Source organism: Amycolatopsis thermalba, from assembly GCF_023376025.1.
GTDB classification, from domain to species: Bacteria; Actinomycetota; Actinomycetes; order Mycobacteriales; family Pseudonocardiaceae; genus Amycolatopsis_E; species Amycolatopsis_E thermalba.
Window position 1 is genome coordinate 1,778,766 of the sequence record NZ_CP091196.1, and the last position, 20,074, is coordinate 1,798,839.

The window sequence follows — 20,074 nt, forward strand, 5'->3', positions numbered from 1 at the left end:
GGCCCGGCCCTCAGGCTAATAAATAACTGGCTCGTCAGTCAATAATGCGGACGGGTCGATGCCCGGCCCGGATCGTGCGGGCTTGGGTTACCGGGGCAGGATGACGCGGTCGATGAACGACTGGCAGGTCGTGCGCATCCGCGCCAGGGTCATGTTCCGCGACCCGGCCAGCACCTGGAGCGCCAGCCCGTCCAGCACCGCGACCAGCAGGTTCGCGAGCTCGACCGCGTCGGCGTCACCGATCTGGCCTGCCGCCTGCCCGTCCCGGACGATGCCGGCGATGAGCCGCCGCCACTCGCCGTAGGCACGCTCGTTGAGGTCCTGCAGGTCCGGGTCGTGGATGGCCTCGACCCACAGTTCGGCCCAGACGTGCCAGGACTCGACGGTCTCGTCGTCGGCGGGCAGGTAGGCGTCGACCAGGGCCCGCAGCTTGCTGACGGCGTCGGTGTCGGACTCCAGGATGGCGGTGCGGCGGGCGAACGAACGGGCCACGTTCTGCTCGAACGCGGCGCGCACCAGGTCGCGCTTGTTGGTGAAGTAGTAGTGCAGGATGCCCGAGGACAACCCCGCGACCTTCGCCACGTCGGCGAGCCGCAGCGCGCGGAACCCCTGCTCGGCGATGACGTGGCACGCCGCCTGCAGGATCTGCTCACGCCGTTCCGCTTCGACGTTGGGCCGCGGCATGCGTACTCCTTCTTCGCCCGGTGGCAGCGCGACCCAGTGTAGTGGAATTGATTCACGCATCAGTCAGTTGATCCGCCGGCGCGTACCCGCCCCTGGCCCGGCGCCGCACGATCAGCACGGTCAGGACGTAGTGCAGGACCCCGGAGACGACGACCGCGGGCAGCGACGCGGTCAGGTACCGGAACGGCCCGGCCGGCTCGTAGGTCACCGGGTTGAGCAGCAGCGCGTAGGTGACCGCACCCGCCGCGACCGCGACGAAGGCGGCGGGGTTGAACCCGCGCCAGAAGCCGTAGCAGGACTCCCGGTTGGGCAGGTACAGGTCCCGCACGCGCAACCGCGCGTGCCGCAGCACGAAGTAGTCGACGACCTGGACCGAACACAGTGGAGCGACCAGGATCGCTCCCCAGGAGACGAACCGCGAGTAGTTGTCGTAGACCGCGGCGGGGAAGAACACGAGAACCGCGGCCGGCGCGAGGATCCCGGCGGCCATCAGCGCCCACGGCACGCGGCGCAGCAGCCGCCCGCCGCCGCCCTTGAGCGCGACCAGCGACGAGTAGCCCTGCGCCACGACGCTGGTGATGTTGGCGAAACCGACGAACGCGAGGGCGAGCACGCCGAGCGCGGCACCACCGAGCGGCACCATCCACATGGTCGGGTCCTCGGAGGCGAGCGCCAGCGCGGCGAAGGCGCCGACGACCGCGGCCAGCACCGAGGTGAAGAACAACCCCACCATGTTGGGCCAGAACGCCGCGCGGGAGGTGCGCGTCAGGCGCGCGAGGTTGCCGACGTTGGGCCACCACGCGAACCCGCCCGCGATGTTGAGTTCGACGGCGAGCACGAAGTCCAGGTGCGCGTCGCCCGAGGACGCCAGCGGCGGGATCGCGGCCAGTTCCGACCACGAGGTCTGCGTGAAGATCAGCACGAGCATGCCGGTCGTGACGATCACCAGCCCGGGCGCGACGATCCGGTTCACCCACTCCACCGACACCGGGCCGCGGGCGAGCACGAGCCAGGACACCAGCACCGCCACGAGCGCGATCAGGCTGACCACGATGCCCGAGCTGTCGATGTCGGCCGAGAACACCTGCTCGGCGACGTTGCCCAGCGCGTGCCCGCACATGATCGCGAGCACCGCCGCCCACGCCGCCGCGAGCAGCGTCGACATGGTGATCATCAGCAGCCGGGCGCCACCGGAGCCGAACACGCTGCGCAGCGCCGTGAACTGCTCGATACCGTACTTCGCGCAGGGCAGGCACGGCGCGAGCGCGACCAGCAGCACGCTGATCCCGTAGCCGACGACGATACTGGCGATCCCGGCCTCGGCGCCCACGTAGAGGGCGACCGCGCCGCCCTGCAGGAACGCCCACGTGGCGATCGACAGGCCCACGTTCACCGAGGAATAGCCCCAGAAACCCCACAGCCGTTCGCGCCGCAGCAGGGGCAGTTCGTTGAGGGTGGCGTCGGTGCCGGCGGACTCCGTGCCGCCGGTCCTGGCGGGTGCGCTCATGCCGGGTACCCCCACCAGATCAGCAGCACGCTCACCACGGCGAGCACGACGGCGGCCAGCACGACGTCGCGCCACGGCAGGTCGGGCAGGTAGGTCTCGTCGCTGTCGGGACTTTCGAGCAGGGCGAGCCGGTGTTCCAGCTCGGCTTCGAAGGAGGACTCGGGCACGGCGGGGACTCCTCATAGTTGATTGGCGGATTAGTTATGGGAGTGTGTGATCTGGTCCACATGCCTGTCAAGAGCCAATGAGCGGCAAGGTCGAGGCCGTGCCGGGCCAGGAGGGGCGGGAAGATAGTTGACTGGCGAATCAGGAAACTTCACGATGGGGGCATGACCGTCGCCGCTCTGCCCTCCCGGGTCCCCGTCGTCGTCGTGGGTGCCGGGTACGCGGGCCTGTCCGCCGCGCTGACCCTGCACGACGCCGGGGTGCCCGCCCTGGTCCTGGAAGCCGCCGACCGCGTCGGCGGCCGGATCCTCTCGCAGCCCACGTCGTCCGGCGTGGTCGTGGACCACGGCGGCCAGTGGGTCGGGCCGACCCAGCGGCACCTGCTCGGCTGGGCGGAACGGTTCGGCTGCGCCACCTTCCCGACGTGGGAGACCGGCGCCCACCTGGAGCTGTGGCACGACGGTGCGCTGCACCGCTACACCGGGGACGGACCGGACGGCGCGCCCGGCCTCGCCGAGTACGCGGCCGCGACGGCGAGGCTGGACGAACTGGCCAGCCGGGTGGACACCGGCGATCCCGGCGCCGGTCCCGACGCCGCGGCGTGGGACGCCGAGACCGTGGAGACGTACCTGTCGCGGGAGGTCGCGTGCCCGGACGCGCGGCGCAGGCTGGCGCTGGCGGTGCAGGGCGTGTGGGCCGTGGAGCCGCGCGAGATCTCCCTGCTGCACCTGCTGTTCTACATCGCCAGCGCGGGTGGGTTCGACCAGCTGATGCAGACCCGGGACGCCGCGCAGGACGCGCGGTTCGTGGCGGGGGCGCAGGCACCGGCGCTGGCCGCGGCCCGGCGGCTGGGGGACGCCGTCGTCCTGGGGACACCGGTCGAGTCGGTCGACCAGGACGGTGACCGGGTGCTGGTGCACACCGCGCGCGGAACCGTCCACACCGGACGGGTGGTGGTGGCGACACCGCCACCGGCGACCGCCGCGATCCGGTTCCGGCCGGGGCTGCCGACGGCCAGGGCGCGCTGGGTGCAGCGCAGCGTGATGGGCGATGTGGCGAAGGTGCACGCCGTGTACGCGGAGCCGTTCTGGCGGGACGAGGGCCTGTCCGGCATCGCGTCGCTGTACGGGGAGGACGCGGTGGGGGTGGTGTTCGACAACTCGCCACCGGACGCCGGGCCCGGGGTGCTGGTGGGCTTCGTCTACGGCGACCGCCTGCGCGCCTGGTCCACACTGGACGGAGCGGCCAGGCGGGCGGCGGTGCTGGCCACGCTGACGCGGTTGTTCGGGCCACGCGCCGGGGAACCGGTGGAGTACGTGGAGAAGATCTGGCCGGAGGATCCGTGGGCCCAGGGCGGGTACGCGGCCAACCCCACGCCCGGCGCGTGGATCGCCCACGGCAGCTCCGGCTGGCGGCGCCCGTGCGGCCGGATCCACTGGGCCGGGACCGAAACCGCCGACCGCTGGAACGGCTACATCGACGGCGCGATCTCCTCGGGCGTGCGGGCAGCCGGAGAAATCCTCGCGGCGGAGCGCACTGCCGCCGCCGAGGTCGGCTGCCTCGGGTCCTGAACCGGTTCGACCAGCAGCACTCCCAGCGCCTGCTGCGCTGCATTACGTCAAGGTTCCGCGACAGTCGCGCAGGGACGTCACGGTGCGGCGGCTGACAACAGCCGCAGCGCGGCCTCCGTCGTGCTGTCCTTGGCCGGGGTGAGGGTGACCAGCCGCTGCCGGGTGTCCCCGGGCAGCTCGAAGTTCTCGTAGTGGAAGGTCAGCACCCCGGCGCCGGGATGCCGGAAGCTCTTCGTCCCGAACGCCCGCAGTTCCACGTCCCCCGTGTGCCACCACCGCCGGAACTCCTCGCTCCGTGCGGACAATTCGGCCACCAGCGCGGCGAGATCCTCGTCATGGGGATGCCGGCCGACCGCCAATCGCAGCTGTGCGGCCGTCGCCGCGGCCACTTCTTCCCACTCCACGTAGCGGTCCCGGGCCGCCGGGTCCAGGAACAGTGTGCGCGCGAGGTTCCGCGCCTCGCCGAACAGCCGGTGCGCGAGCGCGTTGGCGGCCAGCACGTCGAACCGGTCGTTGATCACCAGCGCGGGCACCAGATCGATCAGGTCGAGCATGCGCCGCAGCTGGGGCCGCACCGATTCGGCCGCGCGGGTGCCGTGCCGGGGTGGGCGGGCCAGGGCGCGCAGGTGATCGCGCTCCACGGCGTCCAGGCGGAGCGTGTCGGCGATGGCGTTCAGCACCTCGTCGGATGGATGGCTGGCCCGCCCCTGCTCCAGCCGCTGGTAGTACTCCACGCTGATCCCGGCCAGCTGCGCGAGCTCCTCCCTGCGCAGGCCAGGCACACGCCGCCGGCTGCCGGGGCGCAGCCCCACGCTCTCCGGAGTGACCCGCGCGCGCCGCGACTGGAGGAACTCACCCAACCGGACCTCTGCCATGCCGCCAGTATGCCTTCGCAGCCTGGCCCTGCCAGTACCCGTACAACCAGGGGTCTGGGTCGTGCCGGCCCCGCCCGGCACGCTCCGAACATGACCGAGCGCTTCCAGCGCGGGCTGGCCCGCCAGCAGGAGATCGGCGGAGCCGGTCCGCGGCGACGGGCCTACGACGCGCTCGCCGACGTCGCCCCGGACCTCAGCCGGCTCGCCGTCGAATTCGCCTACGGGGACATCCACTCCCGCCCCGGCCTCGACGCCGGGCAACGGGAGCTGGTCATCCTGGGCGCGCTGATCGCGACCGGGGGTGTCGAGCCCCAGCTGGAGGCGCACATCGGCTCCGCGCTCGGCGCCGGCCTCACGCCGCGCGCCGTGGTGGAAGCGGTCATGCAGGCGATCCCGTACGCCGGGTTCCCCCGTGTGTTCGCGGCCATGGCGATCGTCCGTCGCGTCTTCGCCGAGCGCAATCTGTTGCCCCTGCAATGATCATTGGAGAAGAGACCGTGAGCACCGCCCAGGACCGCGCCGACGTCATCGACACCTGCACCCGGATGATGTGGCTGGTCGACATCCGCGATTGGGACAGCTTCACCGAGGTCTTCGCCGACCGGGTGACCCTCGACTACACCAGCATCTACGGCGGCGAGCCCTGGACGCAGACCCCGGACGAGGTCAAGGCCCAGTGGTCGGCCCTGCTCGGCGCCTTCGACGCCACGCAACACCTGCTCGGCAACCACCTCGTGACCGTGGACGGGGACAGCGCGGTGCTCACCGCCGTGTTCCAGGCCACCCACCTGCTGGCCACCACGTTCGGCTCACCGCGCTGGACCCTCGGCGGCACCTACCGCTTCGGGCTGGTCCGGGTGAACGGCCGGTGGCTGATCAACGAGGTCGTGATGACGGCGACCTGGGCCGACGGGAACAAGGACATCCTCACCATCACCGCCGGCCGCCAGTGACTCCAGCTTGACACCTGTCAGATTAAGCCTAATCTGACAGGTGTCAGCCCGGAGAGGAGCGACCATGGCCAGGTCCACATCGGACATCCAGATTCCCGGGCTCGCCGGCAAGCTCGCGGTGGTCACCGGAGCCAGTGACGGCGTCGGCCTGGGGCTGGCGGCCCGGCTCGCCGCCGCGGGCGCTGAAGTGGTCATGCCCGTCCGCAACCGGCGCAAGGGCGAGGCCGCGATCGCGAAGATCCGCCGCCGGTACCCGGACGCCGAACTCTCGCTGCGGGACCTGGACCTGTCCTCGCTGGCTTCCGTCGCCGCGCTGGCCGGCCGGCTCACCGAGGAGGGGCGGCCGATCCACCTCCTGGTCAACAACGCCGGCGTGATGACCCCGCCCGACCGGCAGACCACCGCGGACGGGTTCGAGCTGCAGTTCGGCACCAACCACCTCGGGCATTTCGCCCTGGTGGCCCGGCTGCTGCCGCTCCTGCGCGCGGGGAACGCCCGGGTCACTTCGCAGATCAGCATCGCCGCCGGCCGGCATTCCATCAACTGGGAAGACCTCCACTGGGAGCGCAAGTACCACGGCAACCGGGCCTACAGCCAGTCGAAGATCGCGTTCGGGCTGTTCGGCCTCGAGCTGGAGCGGCGCAGCCGGGACAGCGGCTGGGGCATCACGAGCAACCTGTCCCACCCCGGCGTGACACCCACGAACCTGCTCGCCGCGCGCCCGGAGGTCGGCCGTGACCGCGACACCGCGCTGGTGCGGGTGATCCGTGCGCTGTCCGCGCGCGGCATCCTGTTCGGCACGGTCGAGACCGCGCTGCTGCCCGCCCTCCACGCCGCGACGTCACCCGCTGCCGAAGGCGGCCGCCTCTACGGGCCCAGCGGTTTCCGCCACCTCTCCGGCCCGCCGGCCGAACAGGAGCTGTACTCGCGCCTGCGCAGCGCCGATGACGCTCGCCGCATCTGGGCGATTTCCGAAGAACTGACCGGCCTGCGGTTCCCGGCCGCGCGGACCCTCGCCTGACAGTTCAGCGCGGGGGACGGCCGAGCAAGCCGTCCGCGATCAGGTCCGCGAGCTCGCGCGCGGTGCGGGTCTGGCTTTCCCGCGTGACCCGCTGGGGGCGGCCGAGCCGGTGGGCGAGCGGGAGCTGCACCAGGGCGGCGACCGGGCTGATCACGGCGAAGAAGAGCACGTCCATGGGCACGGTGGGCATCCGGCCGGCCGCCATCAGCCGGTCGACGGCCGGAACCAGCGGCTCCAGCGTCGGCGCCAGGTACTTCTCGTAGAGGTAGTCCAGGCGTTCGGACTCGCGGCTGAACTCGTCCGCCAGCAGCCGGCCGAGCAGCGGCGCCTCGACCGCGGACTGGTAGAAGTGCCTGATCACGGCGCGAACCCGCTCGGCGTCGTCGACGTCGGCTTCGACGAGCCGCCGGCGTTCCCGCTGGTCGCGTTCGAGCAGCGAATCCACCACGGCCCGCCAGAAGCCGGCCTTGGATCCGTAGCGGTCGTTGATGAAGTTGTGGCTGACGCCGAGGCGCCTCGCCAGCTCCCTGGCCGAGGCCCGGTCGTAGCCGAGCTCGGCGAAGGCTTCCATCCCCCGCCGGAGGATTTCGGCCTCGGTGGGGACCGGGGGTGTGCCCGCCCCGGGACGGCCTCGTCCACGCACCGCGCCGGTCACCGGCTCGTCCCCCGTTCTCTCCGGCCACCCTGACGACTGTCAGAATACGCCCGTCAGGCGGCGCAGCGGTTCCGCGGCCGCGATTCCCCAACTCACACTCGAAAGTGGTCCTCCCACCCGCGACATACCGGCTGGGCAGTGCCGTCTCCCCTCCAGACGATCCCGGGCAGGAGGAGCAGGGGGCAGCATGAACTGGCGCAGCCGGATACGCGTGGCGAACGGCCTTGCCGTGGCCCGGTGCTACCGCCGCACGGTGTGCGACTGCGGGCGCCGGCAGCGCAGGCTGTGGGTGTTCGGCACGCCGCTCCACGACGAAACCGGCGCCACCCGGCCGCGGCGTGACATCCGGCGCGCGCTGCGGGCGGAAATGCGGGCGTGGCAGCCGGACCGGACGTGTGATCGGTGCGCCCGCCGTGATCCTCCACAATGGATCGGCTGCGGGGGAACCGGACGGGCCCGCGGCGCGTCCACGGGGTGACCCGCCCACACCGGAAAGGACCTCCGATGGCCCAGCCGTATCCCGCGCCCGCTCCGCGTCGCCGATGGCCGCTCGTGATGGTCGCGCTGGTCGTGGGACTGGTGGTCGGCGCGGGAGCCGTGGGGCTCGTCTGGATCGGGTCCGGCCCGGATGCCGCCGGATCCGACGCCGAGGCCGCTTGTGCCGCCGTGGCACGCACCACGGCGCTCGATCCGCAGACGCAGTACGCCGGGTTCCAGCGCTGGGGTGCGGCGGCGCAGCTCGCGGCCGCGGCGGCCGAGCAGGAACCGCGCTACCGGACGCTCGCCGACGCGTTGCAGGCCCCGGTCGACATCGTGATGCGGTCGTTCGCCGCGGCGGGGCCGGAGTTCGACGCGGCGGTGGCCCGGGCCAGGTCCGCCTGCGCGGATCTCCAGGGGTAGCTCGATGCGGTGATGAGCGCGTCGTTCCGCGGCGGGCGGGTATCGGGATGCCATGCGTGCCTCGGTGTTCCTCGCCGTTCTGGCGATCGCCCTCGTGCCGGCCACCGCTGCCGCGCAAGGGGTTTCCCCGTTCGACGGCCGGGACTGCCCGCGGGGCAGCCTGTGCCTGTACCGCGACCACGGCTTCACCGGCGGCGGCCTGGCCCTGCAGCCGGGGGACCGGGTCGGCGACCTCGGCACCCACGACCTCGCCGACGTGGTCTCGTCGTGGACCAACGACAGCGGCGTCACCTGCACCTGGTACGAGAGCCCGGATTTCTACGGCAGGGCGCACGAGATGCTCGACGGCTTCCGCGTCGAGCTGCCCGCGCCGGAGGACGACACGCCCTCGTCGGTCGCCTGCGCCTGACGCCCGGGTGAACAACTGCCGAACAGCTCGGACGACCCTGATCTTCCGGGCCGCGCTCGCACAAGATGGATGTCTCGTCCTGTGTCCCCAGCGCGGAGGCCCGGTTGTCCAACTTTCCCTGGGAGATCGTCCTCGCGGTGCTGGCGCTCGTGGTGCCGGTGTTCGCGTTTCTGTGGGAGTTCGTGTTCGTCGGGCGCAAACGGCTCGGCTACCGCGTGCAGGTGGACACGACCGCGCGGCAGGAGGTCGCCGCGGAGAACGCGGGCGCGCTGCAACGCCTGGACGACAAGGACGGCAAGGCGCTGACCGACCCGTCGTTCGTGCTGGTGCGCATCGAGAACACGGGCACCACGAACATCGACAGCCACGACTACGCCGTCCTGGGCAACGTCCAGGCCGGCGTGAAGATCAACTTCCCGGACCGCCGCGTCGCCGGGATGGTGGTGACCGAGCTGAGCGACGAGTTCCTGCGGGAGAACTTCGGCGAGAACTCCGGTCTGGGCGTGGACAACATCGTCGACGGTGACGGGCGCCACGTCGGGGTCATCCAGCTGCCCAAGGTGCCGCTGAACCAGGGGCAGCACTACAAGGTCCTCGCGGTGCTCGACCGGGCCGGGCCGAAGGTGAAGAAGTGCCCGGACCCCGAGGTGATCGCCGGAATCAAAGGCGGCGTGCGCAACGGCGCGATCCGGGAGACCAAGAGCCGCACCGGAATTCCGCGCTGGCTGACCGTGCTGGTGTACCTGCTGGTCTCGATCGCGCTGGCCGAGCCGTTCGTCATCAGGCTGGCGACCGCGGATCCGCCGCCGCTGGACTGCGCCAGGGGCACCCTGACCATCACCGGTTCCACCGCGTTCGCGCCGGTCGTGCAGGAGGCGGCCGCGGCGTACGCGAACACCTGCCGCGAGGCGAGGTTCGCCATCGAGATGGCGGGCAGCTCGGCCGGTCTGGACCGGCTCAACCAGCAGCGCGGCGCGGACATGCTCGCGTTCTCCGACGGCGTGAAGGGCAACCGGTCGCCGCAGTTGCTGCCGCGGCCGATCGCGTTTCTGTTGTTCACCGTCGTCGTCCACCCGGACGCCGGGGTGCGGGACCTGACCCTGGCGCAGCTGCGCGACGTCTTCGCCGGGCGGGTCCGCAACTGGCGGGAGCTGGGCGGCGCGGACCAGGAGGTGCGGATCGTCGACCGGGAAGCGCTTTCCGGCACGCGGACGACGTTCGAGCAGCAGGTGCTCGGCGCGATCGAGCCGGGGGAGAACTCCAACGACTGCGTCGAACCGAAGGCGCCGGCCCCGGCGACCGACGTGGTCCGCTGCCGCCGCAACGACACCCGCTCGCTGCTCGACGCGGTGGCCGGTACTCCCGGCGCGATCGGTTACAGCGAACTGGGCGCCGCGGCGAGCCGCCCGGATGTGGCAACGGTCTGGATCGACGGCCAGAGCGCGACGCTGGAGGCCGCCGACCACGGCGCCTACCCGTTCTGGCAGACCGAGTACGCCTACACCTACGGCGAGCCGAAGGCCGACTCGCTCGCGGCGAGCTTCCTGCGCTACCTGACGAACCAGGTGGGGGCCGACATCGTCCGCTCCCACGGCGACCGGCCGTGCGCCGAGCTGGCGAACCCGGTGCTGTGCCGACCGCAGAGGTGATGGGGTGGCAGCGCGGCCCGGCGGGAGGTGGGCCGTGGTGGCGGTTTCCGCCACGACCCGTGTTGCGCGGGCCGGCGGGCGGTGGGCCGTGGCGTTGGTTTTGTCCGGGCGGCGTGGTGGGTTGTGCCGCCCGGAAGGGGCGGACTCGGGTGAGTGGGTGCCGCTGCGCGTGTCACCTGACCTGCCGGCCGCGGCGCGGGCTCCCGGGCCGAGGCTCCACACCGGGTGCCCGTGCCACACGGCACCGGCGCCGGGCAGGGCGGCCTCGATCAGGCCGATCAGCCGTTCGGCGATCTCGCGCTGGACGGTCCAGCCAGGCCAACTTCGGCATTCGGCAACGCGTCAGGATGCGGCCTTCCTCTACCGTCAACAACCCAATGCTCCCTACAGCTCGCTGTCCGGATCACCCACCGACCGTGGTGGTCTCGCGCCGGGTGCGTCGCGTGGTGATTCGCTGCCAGGCCGTGGTGACCTCCTCGGCCAGGCGGCACGGTGAGGTGTCCATCGGCAGCCGCACCAGGGCCTGCGCCGCGTAGCATTGTCCGTCCACATCGGACACCGTCAGGTCCTCGGGCGCGGGCAGCATCTCCTCCAGCACCAGGCCGTCGACGGCCGGATCCGCCAGCAGGCGGTCGAACACCCGCAGCGTGGCGACGCTGTCCAGGTCGACCGGCCGGGACCGGTGCCCGTGCCGGGCGAACACCCACCGCGGCGCGCCGGTCGCCAGCCGCAGGTTCGCCAGCGCCCGGAGCTGTGCGAACCGGTCCCCGCCCGGCTCCGGCAGCAGGTCGCGGCCGGCGAACACGGTCGCCGGCGCGATCACCAGGTCCGGGTCCAGCAGCAGGCGCGGGGTGCGGGCGCGGCCGGGGAAGGCCGCGCGCGGATCGCCGAACGCGCGCGGCACCGTGAGCCGCCGGACCGGGGAGGCGGCGGTGAGCAGCGAGACCACCACGTCCCACGGCGGCGGTGGCCGTCGCGTCGCGTGGTGGACCGGCCACAGCACCCGGCCCGCGCGGTCCTCGGCGATCACCCCGCGCGCGTCGCGGCGCAGCGTGATCTCGCCCAGCGGCAGGTAGCGGCGCATCCCGGCGGGATCGTCCACATAGGTCGCCGGATCGGCGTCTCCGGTCCAGCTCCGCGTGTAGCGCGGGCGGCGCACCGCGTTGGCGTCCCGGCTCCCCTGCGGCGGCACGAGGATCTCGACGGGCTCGGCGCCGCACCGGGCCGCTGTCTCGGTCAGGAACGCGCGGTAGGCGCTCACCTGGGGCACCTCGCCGTGCAGGCCCTGCAACGCGGCGGCGAACCGCGCGTCCACCACGCCCGCCGGGGTGACGCCCTCCAGTACGGCCCGGCCCGCCGCCAGCGGGCGGAGCAGGCAGTCCACCGGCCACGGCGCGGGCCGCGCCGGTGGTGCGCCCAGGTAGTCCAGCACGGCGGGGCCGAGTTCGATCTCGCTTTCGTCGGCGTGCCGGGCCATCCACTCGCACAGCCGCTGGTAGATCGTGCGCGGCCGCGGTTCCGGCCACGCCGAGCCGGGCCGGAACGGCTCGGCGGAGTCCAGCGCCCGCGCGACGATCTCGGACACCGGCCGCGGCTCGGGCCCGACGAGTTCGAGCGCGGGGTGCGACCGTCGGTCGCCGAGCACCGCGGCGAGGCGTCCCGCGTGCGCGATCAGCTCGGGCAGCCGCGACGGCACCGGGACGCCGCCGTGCGCGCGGCGGTAGACGTCGGTGGCCCCGGGCCCGGGCTCGGCCGTGACCCGCCAGCGGTGCAGCTGTCCGGTGGGCGCGGACGACACCTGTACGAGCCCCAGCTGCGCCAGGTGCCGCAAGAACTCGCGCAGCACCGGCTTGCGCCGCGCGTCCGGGGAGAGCAGCGTGACCACCTCCCGGGTGCGCATCGCCCGCGAGCCCAGCACCCGGCACAACGCGTCCACCACCGGGGTCCGCCGGACCTCGCCCGGCCCGTCGCGGCCGGCGACGTGCCAGCACAGCCGGTCGCCTTCGGTCCACCGCAGCGGGGTCAGGCTCAGCCACGCCTCCGGCAGCACCGGGGCGGCGGTCAGCCTGCGGCGGTCCTGGTGGATGTTGGTGAGCCGGTGCACCGCGTGGTCGCCGACGGTCAGCGGTCCGGGGCCGGTCCCGGCGAGCGCGACGTGCGCCAGCCAGCCGCGCGAGGTGGTCTCGAACGCGGCCCGGAACAGCAGCCGCAGCAGGTGGTCGGCGCGTTTGCGCAGGGGTTTGCTCGTCCACGGCTCGCCCGCGGCGAGCCGGGCGCGGATGTCCTCGACGACGCCGGGGGCGGTGGCGGTGATCACCCGGGCCGCCGCGGGATCACCGGCGATGAGGTCCCACACCAGGCCGTGGTGCATCCGTTCGGTCTGCTCGACGGCGTCGCGCAGCGCGGCGGTTTCGGCGGCCAGCGCGGCGCCCCATTCGGCGATCCGGGCCAGCGGCCGGAAATCCAGGTCCCCGGGCCGGACGAACTCGCCGCGGTGCAGCCGCCGCCGGACGTCGAGCGCCTGCCGCCGCAGATCCCGCGGCAGGGCCGGGACCAGCTCCTCGCCGATGCGTCCGGCGACCTCCGCGGCGCACACGCGGTAGGCGGTCTCGGCGCGGATCAGGTGACGCATCCGTTCGGTCAGATCGGGCGTGCCGAGCGCGGCGGGCAGCGCCGCGGGCAGGCCCGCGATCCGGACCAGGGCGGGATCAGCCGGCACCGCCACCTCGCCTCCCGAAAGCAATTCCCGAAACGGTTTCCGGAATGCGGAAATCCGTATTCAGTCTGTGCCGGGAGGCGGGTGGCGGAAAGTGCGGGACCGGCTTTTCCCCGGGTCGAACGACCCCTGAACGTGGTGGTACGCCGGGAATCAGCGATTCCGCCAGACCGGCTTCCGTTTCTGCGCGAAGGCCGCCGGTCCCTCGAACGCGTCCTGGCTGACGAGGAGTTCGTCGAGCGCGGGTGAGGGATACCGGACGGCTTCGACGGTGTCCGCGATCGCGTCCGCCTCCGCCATGATCCGCAGCGAAGTCCGCACCGCGGTCGGCGAACCCTCGAGGATCGCGGCGGCCAGCTCCCGCGCGACCGTCAGCGCCTGCCCGGCCGGGGCGACCCGGCTGACCAGGCCGTAGGACTCGGCCTCCGCGGCGGACAGGCGCCGTCCGGTGAGGATCACGTCGTTGGCGACCTTCGGCGGCACCGCGCGCGGCAGCCGCACCAGGCCACCCGCGGCGGCGACCAGGCCGACCCGGACCTCGGGCAGGCCGAACTGCGCGCTCTCGTCGGCGACCACGAGGTGGCAGGCGAGGGCGATCTCGCAGCCGCCGCCGAGCGCGAACCCGTTGACCGCCGCGATCACCGGCTTGGGCAGGGACTCGCGGCTGGTCAGCCCGCCGAACCCGGTCTTGGGCACCCACATCGGCTTGCCGCTGGCCGAGTACACCAGGTCGTTGCCCGCGGAGAACGCCTTGTCACCGGCGCCGGTGATGATCGCGACCCACAGGTCCGGGTCGGCGAAGTAGGCGTCGAACACCTCCGCCAGCTCGGCGTTGGCCGGCGGGTGCAGGCTGTTGCGCGAGTCCGGGCGGTTGATGGTGACCTCCAGCAGGTGCCCGTCGCGGCGGACCAGCACGTGCTCGTAGTCGTCGCGGAAACCGGGTGCGCGCGGCGGGAACAGCTCGTCCATCCGCTCGGCCGTCAGCGTCACGCGGTTGCCGAACCCGAACGAGCGCACGTGGATCTTGCCGCCGATCGGTTCGCCCTCCAGCAGGCGGCCGATCGTCTCCTCGTCCTTGGTGGAGGCGAGGAAGCGTCGGCCGTCGTCGAGCCGCCCGACCACCACGGCGGTGCCCGTGGCGTGCTGGACGGTGTAGGTCTCCAGCGTCGCCCAGCCGTCCGGGTGCACCGTGGTCGGCACGGCCGGGCGGGCGTCCAGCTCGGCCTGCGGTTCCGCGCTGCGGCTCGGTCGCCACGGCGCGGGCGTGGTCGAGTAGACCCCGGCGGAGTACTTGGACAGCATGCCGCCGTTGGCGCCGACCAGGCCGAACGCGCCCGGCCGCGCGCGCAGGCGCACGACGGTCTCGGCGATCGCGTGGGTCGAGTAGTTGTTGCCCGGGCCGCCGAAGAACGGCAGGCCGCCGGTGACGGTGAGGCCGCGCGGGTCGTCCGGGGCGAGGCCGAGCCCGTCGCACACGGCGAACACGGCGATCGGGAAGCAGCTGTAGAGGTCGAGCGTGGCCAGGTCACCGACGCCGATGCCGGCGACCTCCAGCGCGTGCCGCACCGCCAGCACCGCGGCGGGGGAGCCGCTGAGGTCCTCGCGCTCCAGCAGCGGCTGTTCCTCCAGATCGGCGTGGCCGTGCAGGAAGACCCACTTCTCCTCGGGCACCCCGAGCCGGCGCGCGGCGCCCACGGACATCATCAGCACCGCGGCGCCCTGGTTGACCTGCTCGCGGGCGACCAGGAAGCGGGTGTAGGGGTCGGCGATCGGGCGGTTGCGTTCGGACGGCGTCGCCAGCTCGCGCGCGTCGCGCTCGACCGGCGCGGCGGCGTGCGGGTTCGCGGCGGCGACCTTGGTGAACGGCGCGAACAGCTCGCCCATCGCCAGCGCGTACGCCTCGCGGGACAGGCCGAGCCGCGCGCGGCGGGCGTTGTCGAACAGCGCGTACTGGCTGGTCGGCTCGATCAGGCCGTGCGCCAGCATCTGCCGGTTGGCCAGGCCCTTCAGCCCGAACCCGCGGTCCTCCAGGTCGCCGTCGACGTGCTCGGTGAAGTCCGGCCTGTCGTCGGCCTGCTGGAGGTGCCGGACCGTGGAGATGGCCTCCGCGCCCGTGATGAGCGCGACCTCGGCCCCGCCCGCGGCGATCGTCCCGGCCAGCTCGGTGACCAGGTGCTGGGGCGACTGGCCGCCGGTGACCTCCAGGACGGCGCGGGCGGGCGCGGCGCCGATCCGGTTCGCGACCGAGCGCGGGAAGTTGTCCGACCGGCCCAGCGGGGAGTGGGAGATCGGCGTGGAGATCTCGAACTGCCGGATGCCGGCGACGGTGTCGACGGCCTTCGCGACCGCACCCGGGTCGGCGCCGGTGTCGGCGAGGGCGTCCCGGGCCGCCGCGGCCGCGAGTTCGACCGCGGACAGCCCGCGGTAGCCGGGATCGTCGATGCGCTCGGACGCCTGGCCGACGCCGACGAGGACCGGCGTCCGGTGATCGAGAGAGGTCATACCGCACGGTAACCCGGCGGTGGCCTCCCGATCATCAAGTTCCGGCGATGTTGACCATCCACGAGATGCCGAACCGGTCCACGCAGGCGCCGAACTCGTCGCCCCACATCTGCTTCTCCAGCGGGACGGTGACGGTGCCGCCGTCGGAGAGTTTGTCCCAGTAGCCGCGCAGCTCGGCGGCGTCGTCACCGCTGAGGCTGATCGCCACGTTGGTGCCGGGCTGGTGCTCCGTGCCGGGTGGGGTGTCGGAGGCCATCAGCGTGAAGCCGCGCTCGGTCTCGAGGTGGGCGTGCATGACCTTGTCCGCGTCGGCGCCCTCCATGCCGCCCAGCTCGCCGAAGGTGCTCAGGTTCAGCTCGCCGCCGAAGACCTGCCGGTAGAACTCCATCGCCTCCCGGGCGTCGCCGGCGAAACTGATGTACGGATTGAGCAGCGAAGCCATGTCCGGGTCTCCCTCCATCGCGAGGCGGACCATCCTCGCAGACCTGCGCTGCCTGCGACAACACCCTGCGGGGTAGGAAGAATTTCGCCAGAATCGGGCTGTGGCCGGGTCGGTGTGGTACGTGGGTTACGGGTCGAACCTGCACGCCGGGCGGTTGCGGTACTACCTGGAGGGCGGCACCCCGCCCGGCGGGCGGCGGTCGTGTCCCGGGTGCCGCGACCCGCGTCCGCCGGAACGGGTGGTGGCGCATTCGATGCCCGGCGGGGTGTACTTCGCGACGGAATCCGCGACCTGGGGCGGCGGGCGCGCGTTCTACGACCCGGCGCTGCCGGGGATGGCGGCCGGGCGGGCGTATCTGCTGACGCTGGGGCAGTTTTCCGACCTGGCGGCGCAGGAGATGTACCGGGCGCCCGAGGGTGACCTGGACCTGTCGACGGTGCTGTCCACCGGGCGCGACGTGCTGGGGCCGGGACGGTACGAGACGTTGCTGTACGTGGGCGATCTGGAGGGGTTCCCGGCGCTGACGTTCACGGCCCCGTGGGCGGCCGGCGAGGTGCCGTGGAACCCGCCGTCCGCGGTGTACCTGCGGATGCTGGGGGAGGGGTTGCGGGAGGCGCACGGCTGGCCGGTGCCCCGCGTGGCCGAGTACCTGTGCGGCCTGCGCGGGGCAGCGGGCCATTGGCCGGTGGACGAGGTGGTGGAGTTGCTGAGTGAGCCGGAGCCGGCCACGGGACAACCGCGACATCATGAAAGCGGCTGGCTGCGCGCCTGAGTTTCAGCGCTACGTCCGGTGCTGCGAGCGGTTTCAGTCGCTCTCGCTGAAGCGGAGCGGAACAACAGATGGCTCAGTAGCTCAGCTCCGCCAGGCGCTCGGGGTCACTGATGATGTCGATCGCCGCGATGAGGTTGTTCACCACCGTGAACGCGAAGAGCGTCCAGGGCCGGCCGTCGCGCAGGATGAGGCGGCCCGCGACGCCGTTGACCAGCACCGGGATCGCCTGCCCGCCCTCGCCGGACTGCCGGAAGGTGAGCGCCTGACCGGCCACCGCCTCGGCGCCGTGCACCAGGCGGGACGCCCCGGCCGGCAGCGAGGCCGCCTCGGCCCGCAGTACCACGTCCGGGTCCAGCACGCTGACCAGCGCGGCGAAGTTCCCGTCCCGCGCCGCGGCGAAGAACGCGTCCACCACCTCGCGCTGCCGGGTCACGTCCCCGTCCGGCACGGTCGGGCTGCCCTGGATCCGCCGCCGGGCGCGGCTGGCCAGCTGACGGGCCGCCGCGGGCGTCCGGTCCACGATCGGGGCGATCTCGTCGAACGGCAGCGCGAACATGTCGTGCAGCACGAACGCCAGCCGCTCCGCCGGGTCGAGCGTGTCCAGCACGACGAGCAGCGCCAGCCCGACCGAATCGGCGATCAGCGCCTGGTGCTCGGGGTGCGCGCCGTCCTCCGGGGCGATGATCGGGTCCGGCAGGCGCTCCGGGTACTCCTCGCGGCGCGAATTCCGCGAGCGCAGCATGTCCAGGCACACCCGGCCCACCACGGTCGTCAGCCAGCCGCCCAGGTTGCGCACCTCACCGGCGTCGCTGCGGCTCAGCTTCAGCCACGCTTCCTGCACCGCGTCCTCGGCCTCGGTCAGCGAGCCCAGCATCCGGTACGCCACCGCCCGCAGGTGCGCCCGGTGCGCCTCGAACCGTTCGGCCAGCCACTCGTTCTCGGTCATACTCCCCTGACGGATCCTGTCACGCCGATGTGACCGGCTCGGACACCCGGATCACGATCAGGCACGAATCGTCCTCGGTGTCGGAGGACGCCTCGGCCAGGAGCTGGTCGCTGATCCGCTCCACGTCCGTCCCGGCGTGGCACGCGGCGGCGGCCAGCCGGTCCAGGCTGTCGTCCAGCAGCACCCCGCGCCGCTCGATCAGCCCGTCGGTGAACAGGACCAGCGTGTCCGCGGGCTGCAACCGCAGCACGCGCTCCTCGAACCGGGCCCCCGGCCGCGCGCCCAGCAGGATCCCGCGCGGCAGCGGCAGCTGCTCGGCCACCCCGTCGCGCACCAGCATCGGCGGCAGGTGCCCGGCGCGCGCCCACGTCAGCGTCCGGCTTTCCGGGTCGTACAGCCCGCACAACGCGGTCCCGGTGACGCCGCGGTTCACCGTGAACGTCGTCGTGTTCAGCCAGCCCAGCAGCTGCCCCGGGCCGGCCCCGGTCACGGCCAGCCCGCGCAGCGCGTTGCGCAACGCGATCATCCCGGTCGCCGCGCCGATCCCGTGCCCGGCCACGTCGCCGATGACGAGCAGGATCCGCCCGTCCGGCAGCACCGTCGCGTCGTACCAGTCGCCGCCGACCTTGTGCTCCTGCGCCGCCGGCCGGTACCGGACCGCGACCTCGAGGCCGTCCATCTCCACCGGCCGCGCCGCCGACGGCAGGATCACCTGCTGCAGCTCCCGCGCGATCCGGTTCTGCTGCTGGGCCTCGTGCTCGGTGTCGGCCAGCCGGTCCCGCGTCGCGCTCAGCGCCACCTGGCTCTGGTACTGCGCCGACAGGTCCTGGTAGATCCCGCGCACCGCGACCAGCTCACCGCCCTCCGACAGCACCGGCTCGCCGTGCGCGCGGATCTGCCGGTGTGTGCCGTCCGGCCGGATCAGCCGGAACACGGTCGCGGCCTCCTGCCGCGCCAGCAGCGTGGTCTGGAACGCCTCCAGGATCGGCAGGTCCTCGGGGTGGACGTAGGTGCACAGCCCGTCCCACGTGACCGGCCCCGCCGACGCGGGCAGCCCGAACAGCTCGAAGGTCTGCTCGGTCCACGTCATCTCGCCGGTGAGCACGCTGTGCTCCCAGCTGCCCAGCCGCGCGATGTGCTGCAGGTTGTGCAGCAGCTGCGCCAGCCGGTGGTCGTCGTGCCCGAGGGTCAGCGCGATCCGCACCCCGTCCAGGAAGCGGGTGATCCGCACGTCCACCATCGCCGGGGTGGCCGCGCCGCCGGTGCGCGCGACCAGCGGGACCGGCCCGAGCTGCGCGGACGCCCCGGTGGTCAGCACCTCCACCGCGCGGTCGGCCAGCCCGTAGGCGCACAGCAGCGGGTACGTCCGGGTGAGCCCGCGCCCGACCAGGTCCGCCGGCCGCCGCCCGTGCGGGTCCGCGAAGTCCTCGCCCACCTGGGCGATCTCGAAGTCGGTCACCTGGCCGGACTCGTCCGTCCGCGGCCGGGCGAACAGGCCGGAGTCCAGCAGGCCCACCGTCGACGGCAGCGCCCCGGCCGGCTGCGTGCTGAGCATGATTTCCCGCCCGCACAACGCGGCCAGCGCGGCCAGGCGCCGTTTCTGCTCCGGCGGGAACTCCCGCAGCGGCGCGGTCCAGACGAACTCCACGACACCGGCGATGCTGCGCGAGGTGGTCACCGGGACCACCGCCCGCGCCCCGCGATGACCGTCCGCCAGCAGCGGCACCGCGGGAGCGAGTTCCACTTCCGGGATCCAGTGCGGCCGCCGTTCCCGCGCCGCCCGTTGCGGCAGGCAGTCCATCAGCACCGGGAGGTGCCGCCAGCGGCTGGCCTCCAGCAGGTTCAGCCCGGTGTGCGCGACGAGCCCCAGCGCGCCGTCCGGCTGCACCTGCCACAACGCGACGGCGACGGCGCCGGCGGTGCGCCGGACCTCCTCCAGCAGGGCGGAACTCTCCGCCTCCCCGCCGGGCAGCCGCGCGAAGTCGGGCGCGGCGCCGGCCACGGCGACCGGGGACCGCGGCGGCCGCACCGCGCCCGCGACCAGGTCCGCGGCCAGCTCCGCCACGGAAGTCCCGGTCCGCGCGGCGAGGTCGGCGAGGTGCGTGGCGGCCTCACCGGGGGAGTAGCCGAGCCGTTCGACGAGGATGCCTTCGGCGAGCGGGACGAGCAGCCCGCCGTCCCGTTCCGCCCGCAGCCGCTCGATCTCCTGCTGCTGGCAGTCCACGACGGCGGCCAGCCTCGCGACCCGCGGGTCGAGGCCGGCGGTCTGCGGCGGGTACTGGGCCGTCACCTCGAGCCCCTCGGTCG

Annotated in this window: 18 protein-coding genes; 8 read left to right on the forward strand and 10 right to left on the reverse strand. The window is 73.0% G+C overall.

Features of this window, described 5'->3' with window-relative positions; translation table 11 throughout:
• Positions 1–87: 87 nt before the first annotated feature.
• Genes L1857_RS08740 through L1857_RS08750 form a run of 3 tightly spaced genes read right to left on the reverse strand, consistent with a single transcriptional unit; the run spans position 88 to position 2,358 of the window.
• The gene (locus L1857_RS08740; RefSeq protein WP_094006682.1) at positions 88–684 is read right to left on the reverse strand and encodes a TetR/AcrR family transcriptional regulator; all 597 of its coding nucleotides are present in this window, start codon (positions 682–684) and stop codon (positions 88–90) included.
• 52 nt (positions 685–736) lie between these two features.
• Entirely contained in the window at positions 737–2,191 is a 1,455-nt protein-coding gene (locus L1857_RS08745) for a cytosine permease (protein WP_249464804.1), read from the reverse strand.
• Complete coding sequence (locus L1857_RS08750; protein ID WP_167481575.1) at positions 2,188–2,358, reverse strand: hypothetical protein; 171 nt, start codon at positions 2,356–2,358, stop codon at positions 2,188–2,190. The genes L1857_RS08745 and L1857_RS08750 overlap by 4 nt, the downstream gene beginning before the upstream one ends.
• 162 nt (positions 2,359–2,520) lie before the next feature.
• Between L1857_RS08750 and L1857_RS08755 the strand changes: the two genes are divergently transcribed.
• A complete protein-coding gene (locus L1857_RS08755) occupies positions 2,521–3,927 on the forward strand; it encodes a flavin monoamine oxidase family protein (protein WP_249464807.1) in 1,407 nt (468 codons plus the stop codon).
• Positions 3,928–4,004: 77 nt separating this feature from the next.
• On the opposite strand, the gene L1857_RS08760 is transcribed toward L1857_RS08755, so the two are convergent.
• Positions 4,005–4,802: a helix-turn-helix domain-containing protein gene (locus L1857_RS08760; RefSeq protein ID WP_094006679.1), complete on the reverse strand. Its 798-nt coding sequence runs from the start codon at positions 4,800–4,802 to the stop codon at positions 4,005–4,007.
• A gap of 90 nt (positions 4,803–4,892) precedes the next feature.
• On the opposite strand from L1857_RS08760, the gene L1857_RS08765 reads away from it, so the two are divergent.
• From L1857_RS08765 to L1857_RS08775, 3 genes are all read left to right on the forward strand, one after another.
• Entirely contained in the window at positions 4,893–5,282 is a 390-nt protein-coding gene (locus L1857_RS08765; RefSeq protein ID WP_094006678.1) for a carboxymuconolactone decarboxylase family protein, read from the forward strand.
• 17 nt (positions 5,283–5,299) lie between these two features.
• Complete coding sequence (locus L1857_RS08770) at positions 5,300–5,755, forward strand: nuclear transport factor 2 family protein (protein ID WP_205413298.1); 456 nt, start codon at positions 5,300–5,302, stop codon at positions 5,753–5,755.
• A 64-nt stretch (positions 5,756–5,819) separates the two neighbouring features.
• Positions 5,820–6,776 (forward strand): SDR family oxidoreductase, encoded by a 957-nt coding sequence (locus L1857_RS08775; protein WP_116111457.1) that lies wholly within the window; start codon positions 5,820–5,822, stop codon positions 6,774–6,776.
• Between the two features lie 4 nt (positions 6,777–6,780).
• Here the strand turns inward: L1857_RS08775 and L1857_RS08780 are convergent, their stop codons facing one another.
• Positions 6,781–7,431, reverse strand: coding sequence for a TetR/AcrR family transcriptional regulator (locus tag L1857_RS08780; RefSeq protein ID WP_205413297.1), 651 nt, complete (start codon positions 7,429–7,431; stop codon positions 6,781–6,783).
• Between the two features lie 504 nt (positions 7,432–7,935).
• Between L1857_RS08780 and L1857_RS08785 the strand changes: the two genes are divergently transcribed.
• The 3 genes from L1857_RS08785 to L1857_RS08795 all read left to right on the forward strand — a co-directional run bounded on the left by L1857_RS08785 (position 7,936) and on the right by L1857_RS08795 (position 10,389).
• The gene (locus tag L1857_RS08785; protein ID WP_249464810.1) at positions 7,936–8,331 is read left to right on the forward strand and encodes a hypothetical protein; all 396 of its coding nucleotides are present in this window, start codon (positions 7,936–7,938) and stop codon (positions 8,329–8,331) included.
• A 52-nt stretch (positions 8,332–8,383) separates the two neighbouring features.
• A complete protein-coding gene (locus tag L1857_RS08790; protein ID WP_116111455.1) occupies positions 8,384–8,740 on the forward strand; it encodes a peptidase inhibitor family I36 protein in 357 nt (118 codons plus the stop codon).
• Positions 8,741–8,844: 104 nt separating this feature from the next.
• On the forward strand, positions 8,845–10,389 hold the full coding sequence (locus L1857_RS08795) for a substrate-binding domain-containing protein (RefSeq protein WP_116111454.1): 1,545 nt from the start codon (positions 8,845–8,847) through the stop codon (positions 10,387–10,389).
• A gap of 403 nt (positions 10,390–10,792) precedes the next feature.
• Here the strand turns inward: L1857_RS08795 and L1857_RS08800 are convergent, their stop codons facing one another.
• The 3 genes from L1857_RS08800 to L1857_RS08810 form a co-directional block, all read right to left on the reverse strand.
• Positions 10,793–13,108 carry a hypothetical protein gene (locus L1857_RS08800; RefSeq protein WP_249464813.1) on the reverse strand — a complete coding sequence of 772 codons (2,316 nt, stop codon included), beginning with the start codon at positions 13,106–13,108 and terminating at the stop codon, positions 10,793–10,795.
• Positions 13,109–13,258: 150 nt separating this feature from the next.
• On the reverse strand, positions 13,259–15,607 hold the full coding sequence (locus L1857_RS08805) for an acetyl-CoA acetyltransferase (RefSeq protein ID WP_249464819.1): 2,349 nt from the start codon (positions 15,605–15,607) through the stop codon (positions 13,259–13,261).
• A gap of 34 nt (positions 15,608–15,641) precedes the next feature.
• Positions 15,642–16,049, reverse strand: coding sequence for a VOC family protein (locus tag L1857_RS08810; RefSeq protein ID WP_116111468.1), 408 nt, complete (start codon positions 16,047–16,049; stop codon positions 15,642–15,644).
• Between the two features lie 100 nt (positions 16,050–16,149).
• Between L1857_RS08810 and L1857_RS08815 the strand changes: the two genes are divergently transcribed.
• A complete protein-coding gene (locus tag L1857_RS08815; RefSeq protein ID WP_116111452.1) occupies positions 16,150–16,821 on the forward strand; it encodes a histone deacetylase in 672 nt (223 codons plus the stop codon).
• Positions 16,822–16,894: 73 nt separating this feature from the next.
• Here the strand turns inward: L1857_RS08815 and L1857_RS08820 are convergent, their stop codons facing one another.
• Together L1857_RS08820 and L1857_RS08825 are read right to left on the reverse strand one after the other, a co-directional pair.
• Entirely contained in the window at positions 16,895–17,767 is an 873-nt protein-coding gene (locus tag L1857_RS08820; RefSeq protein ID WP_094006669.1) for a sigma-70 family RNA polymerase sigma factor, read from the reverse strand.
• Positions 17,768–17,786: 19 nt separating this feature from the next.
• Positions 17,787–20,057, reverse strand: coding sequence for a SpoIIE family protein phosphatase (locus tag L1857_RS08825; RefSeq protein ID WP_249464822.1), 2,271 nt, complete (start codon positions 20,055–20,057; stop codon positions 17,787–17,789).
• Positions 20,058–20,074: the final 17 nt, after the last annotated feature.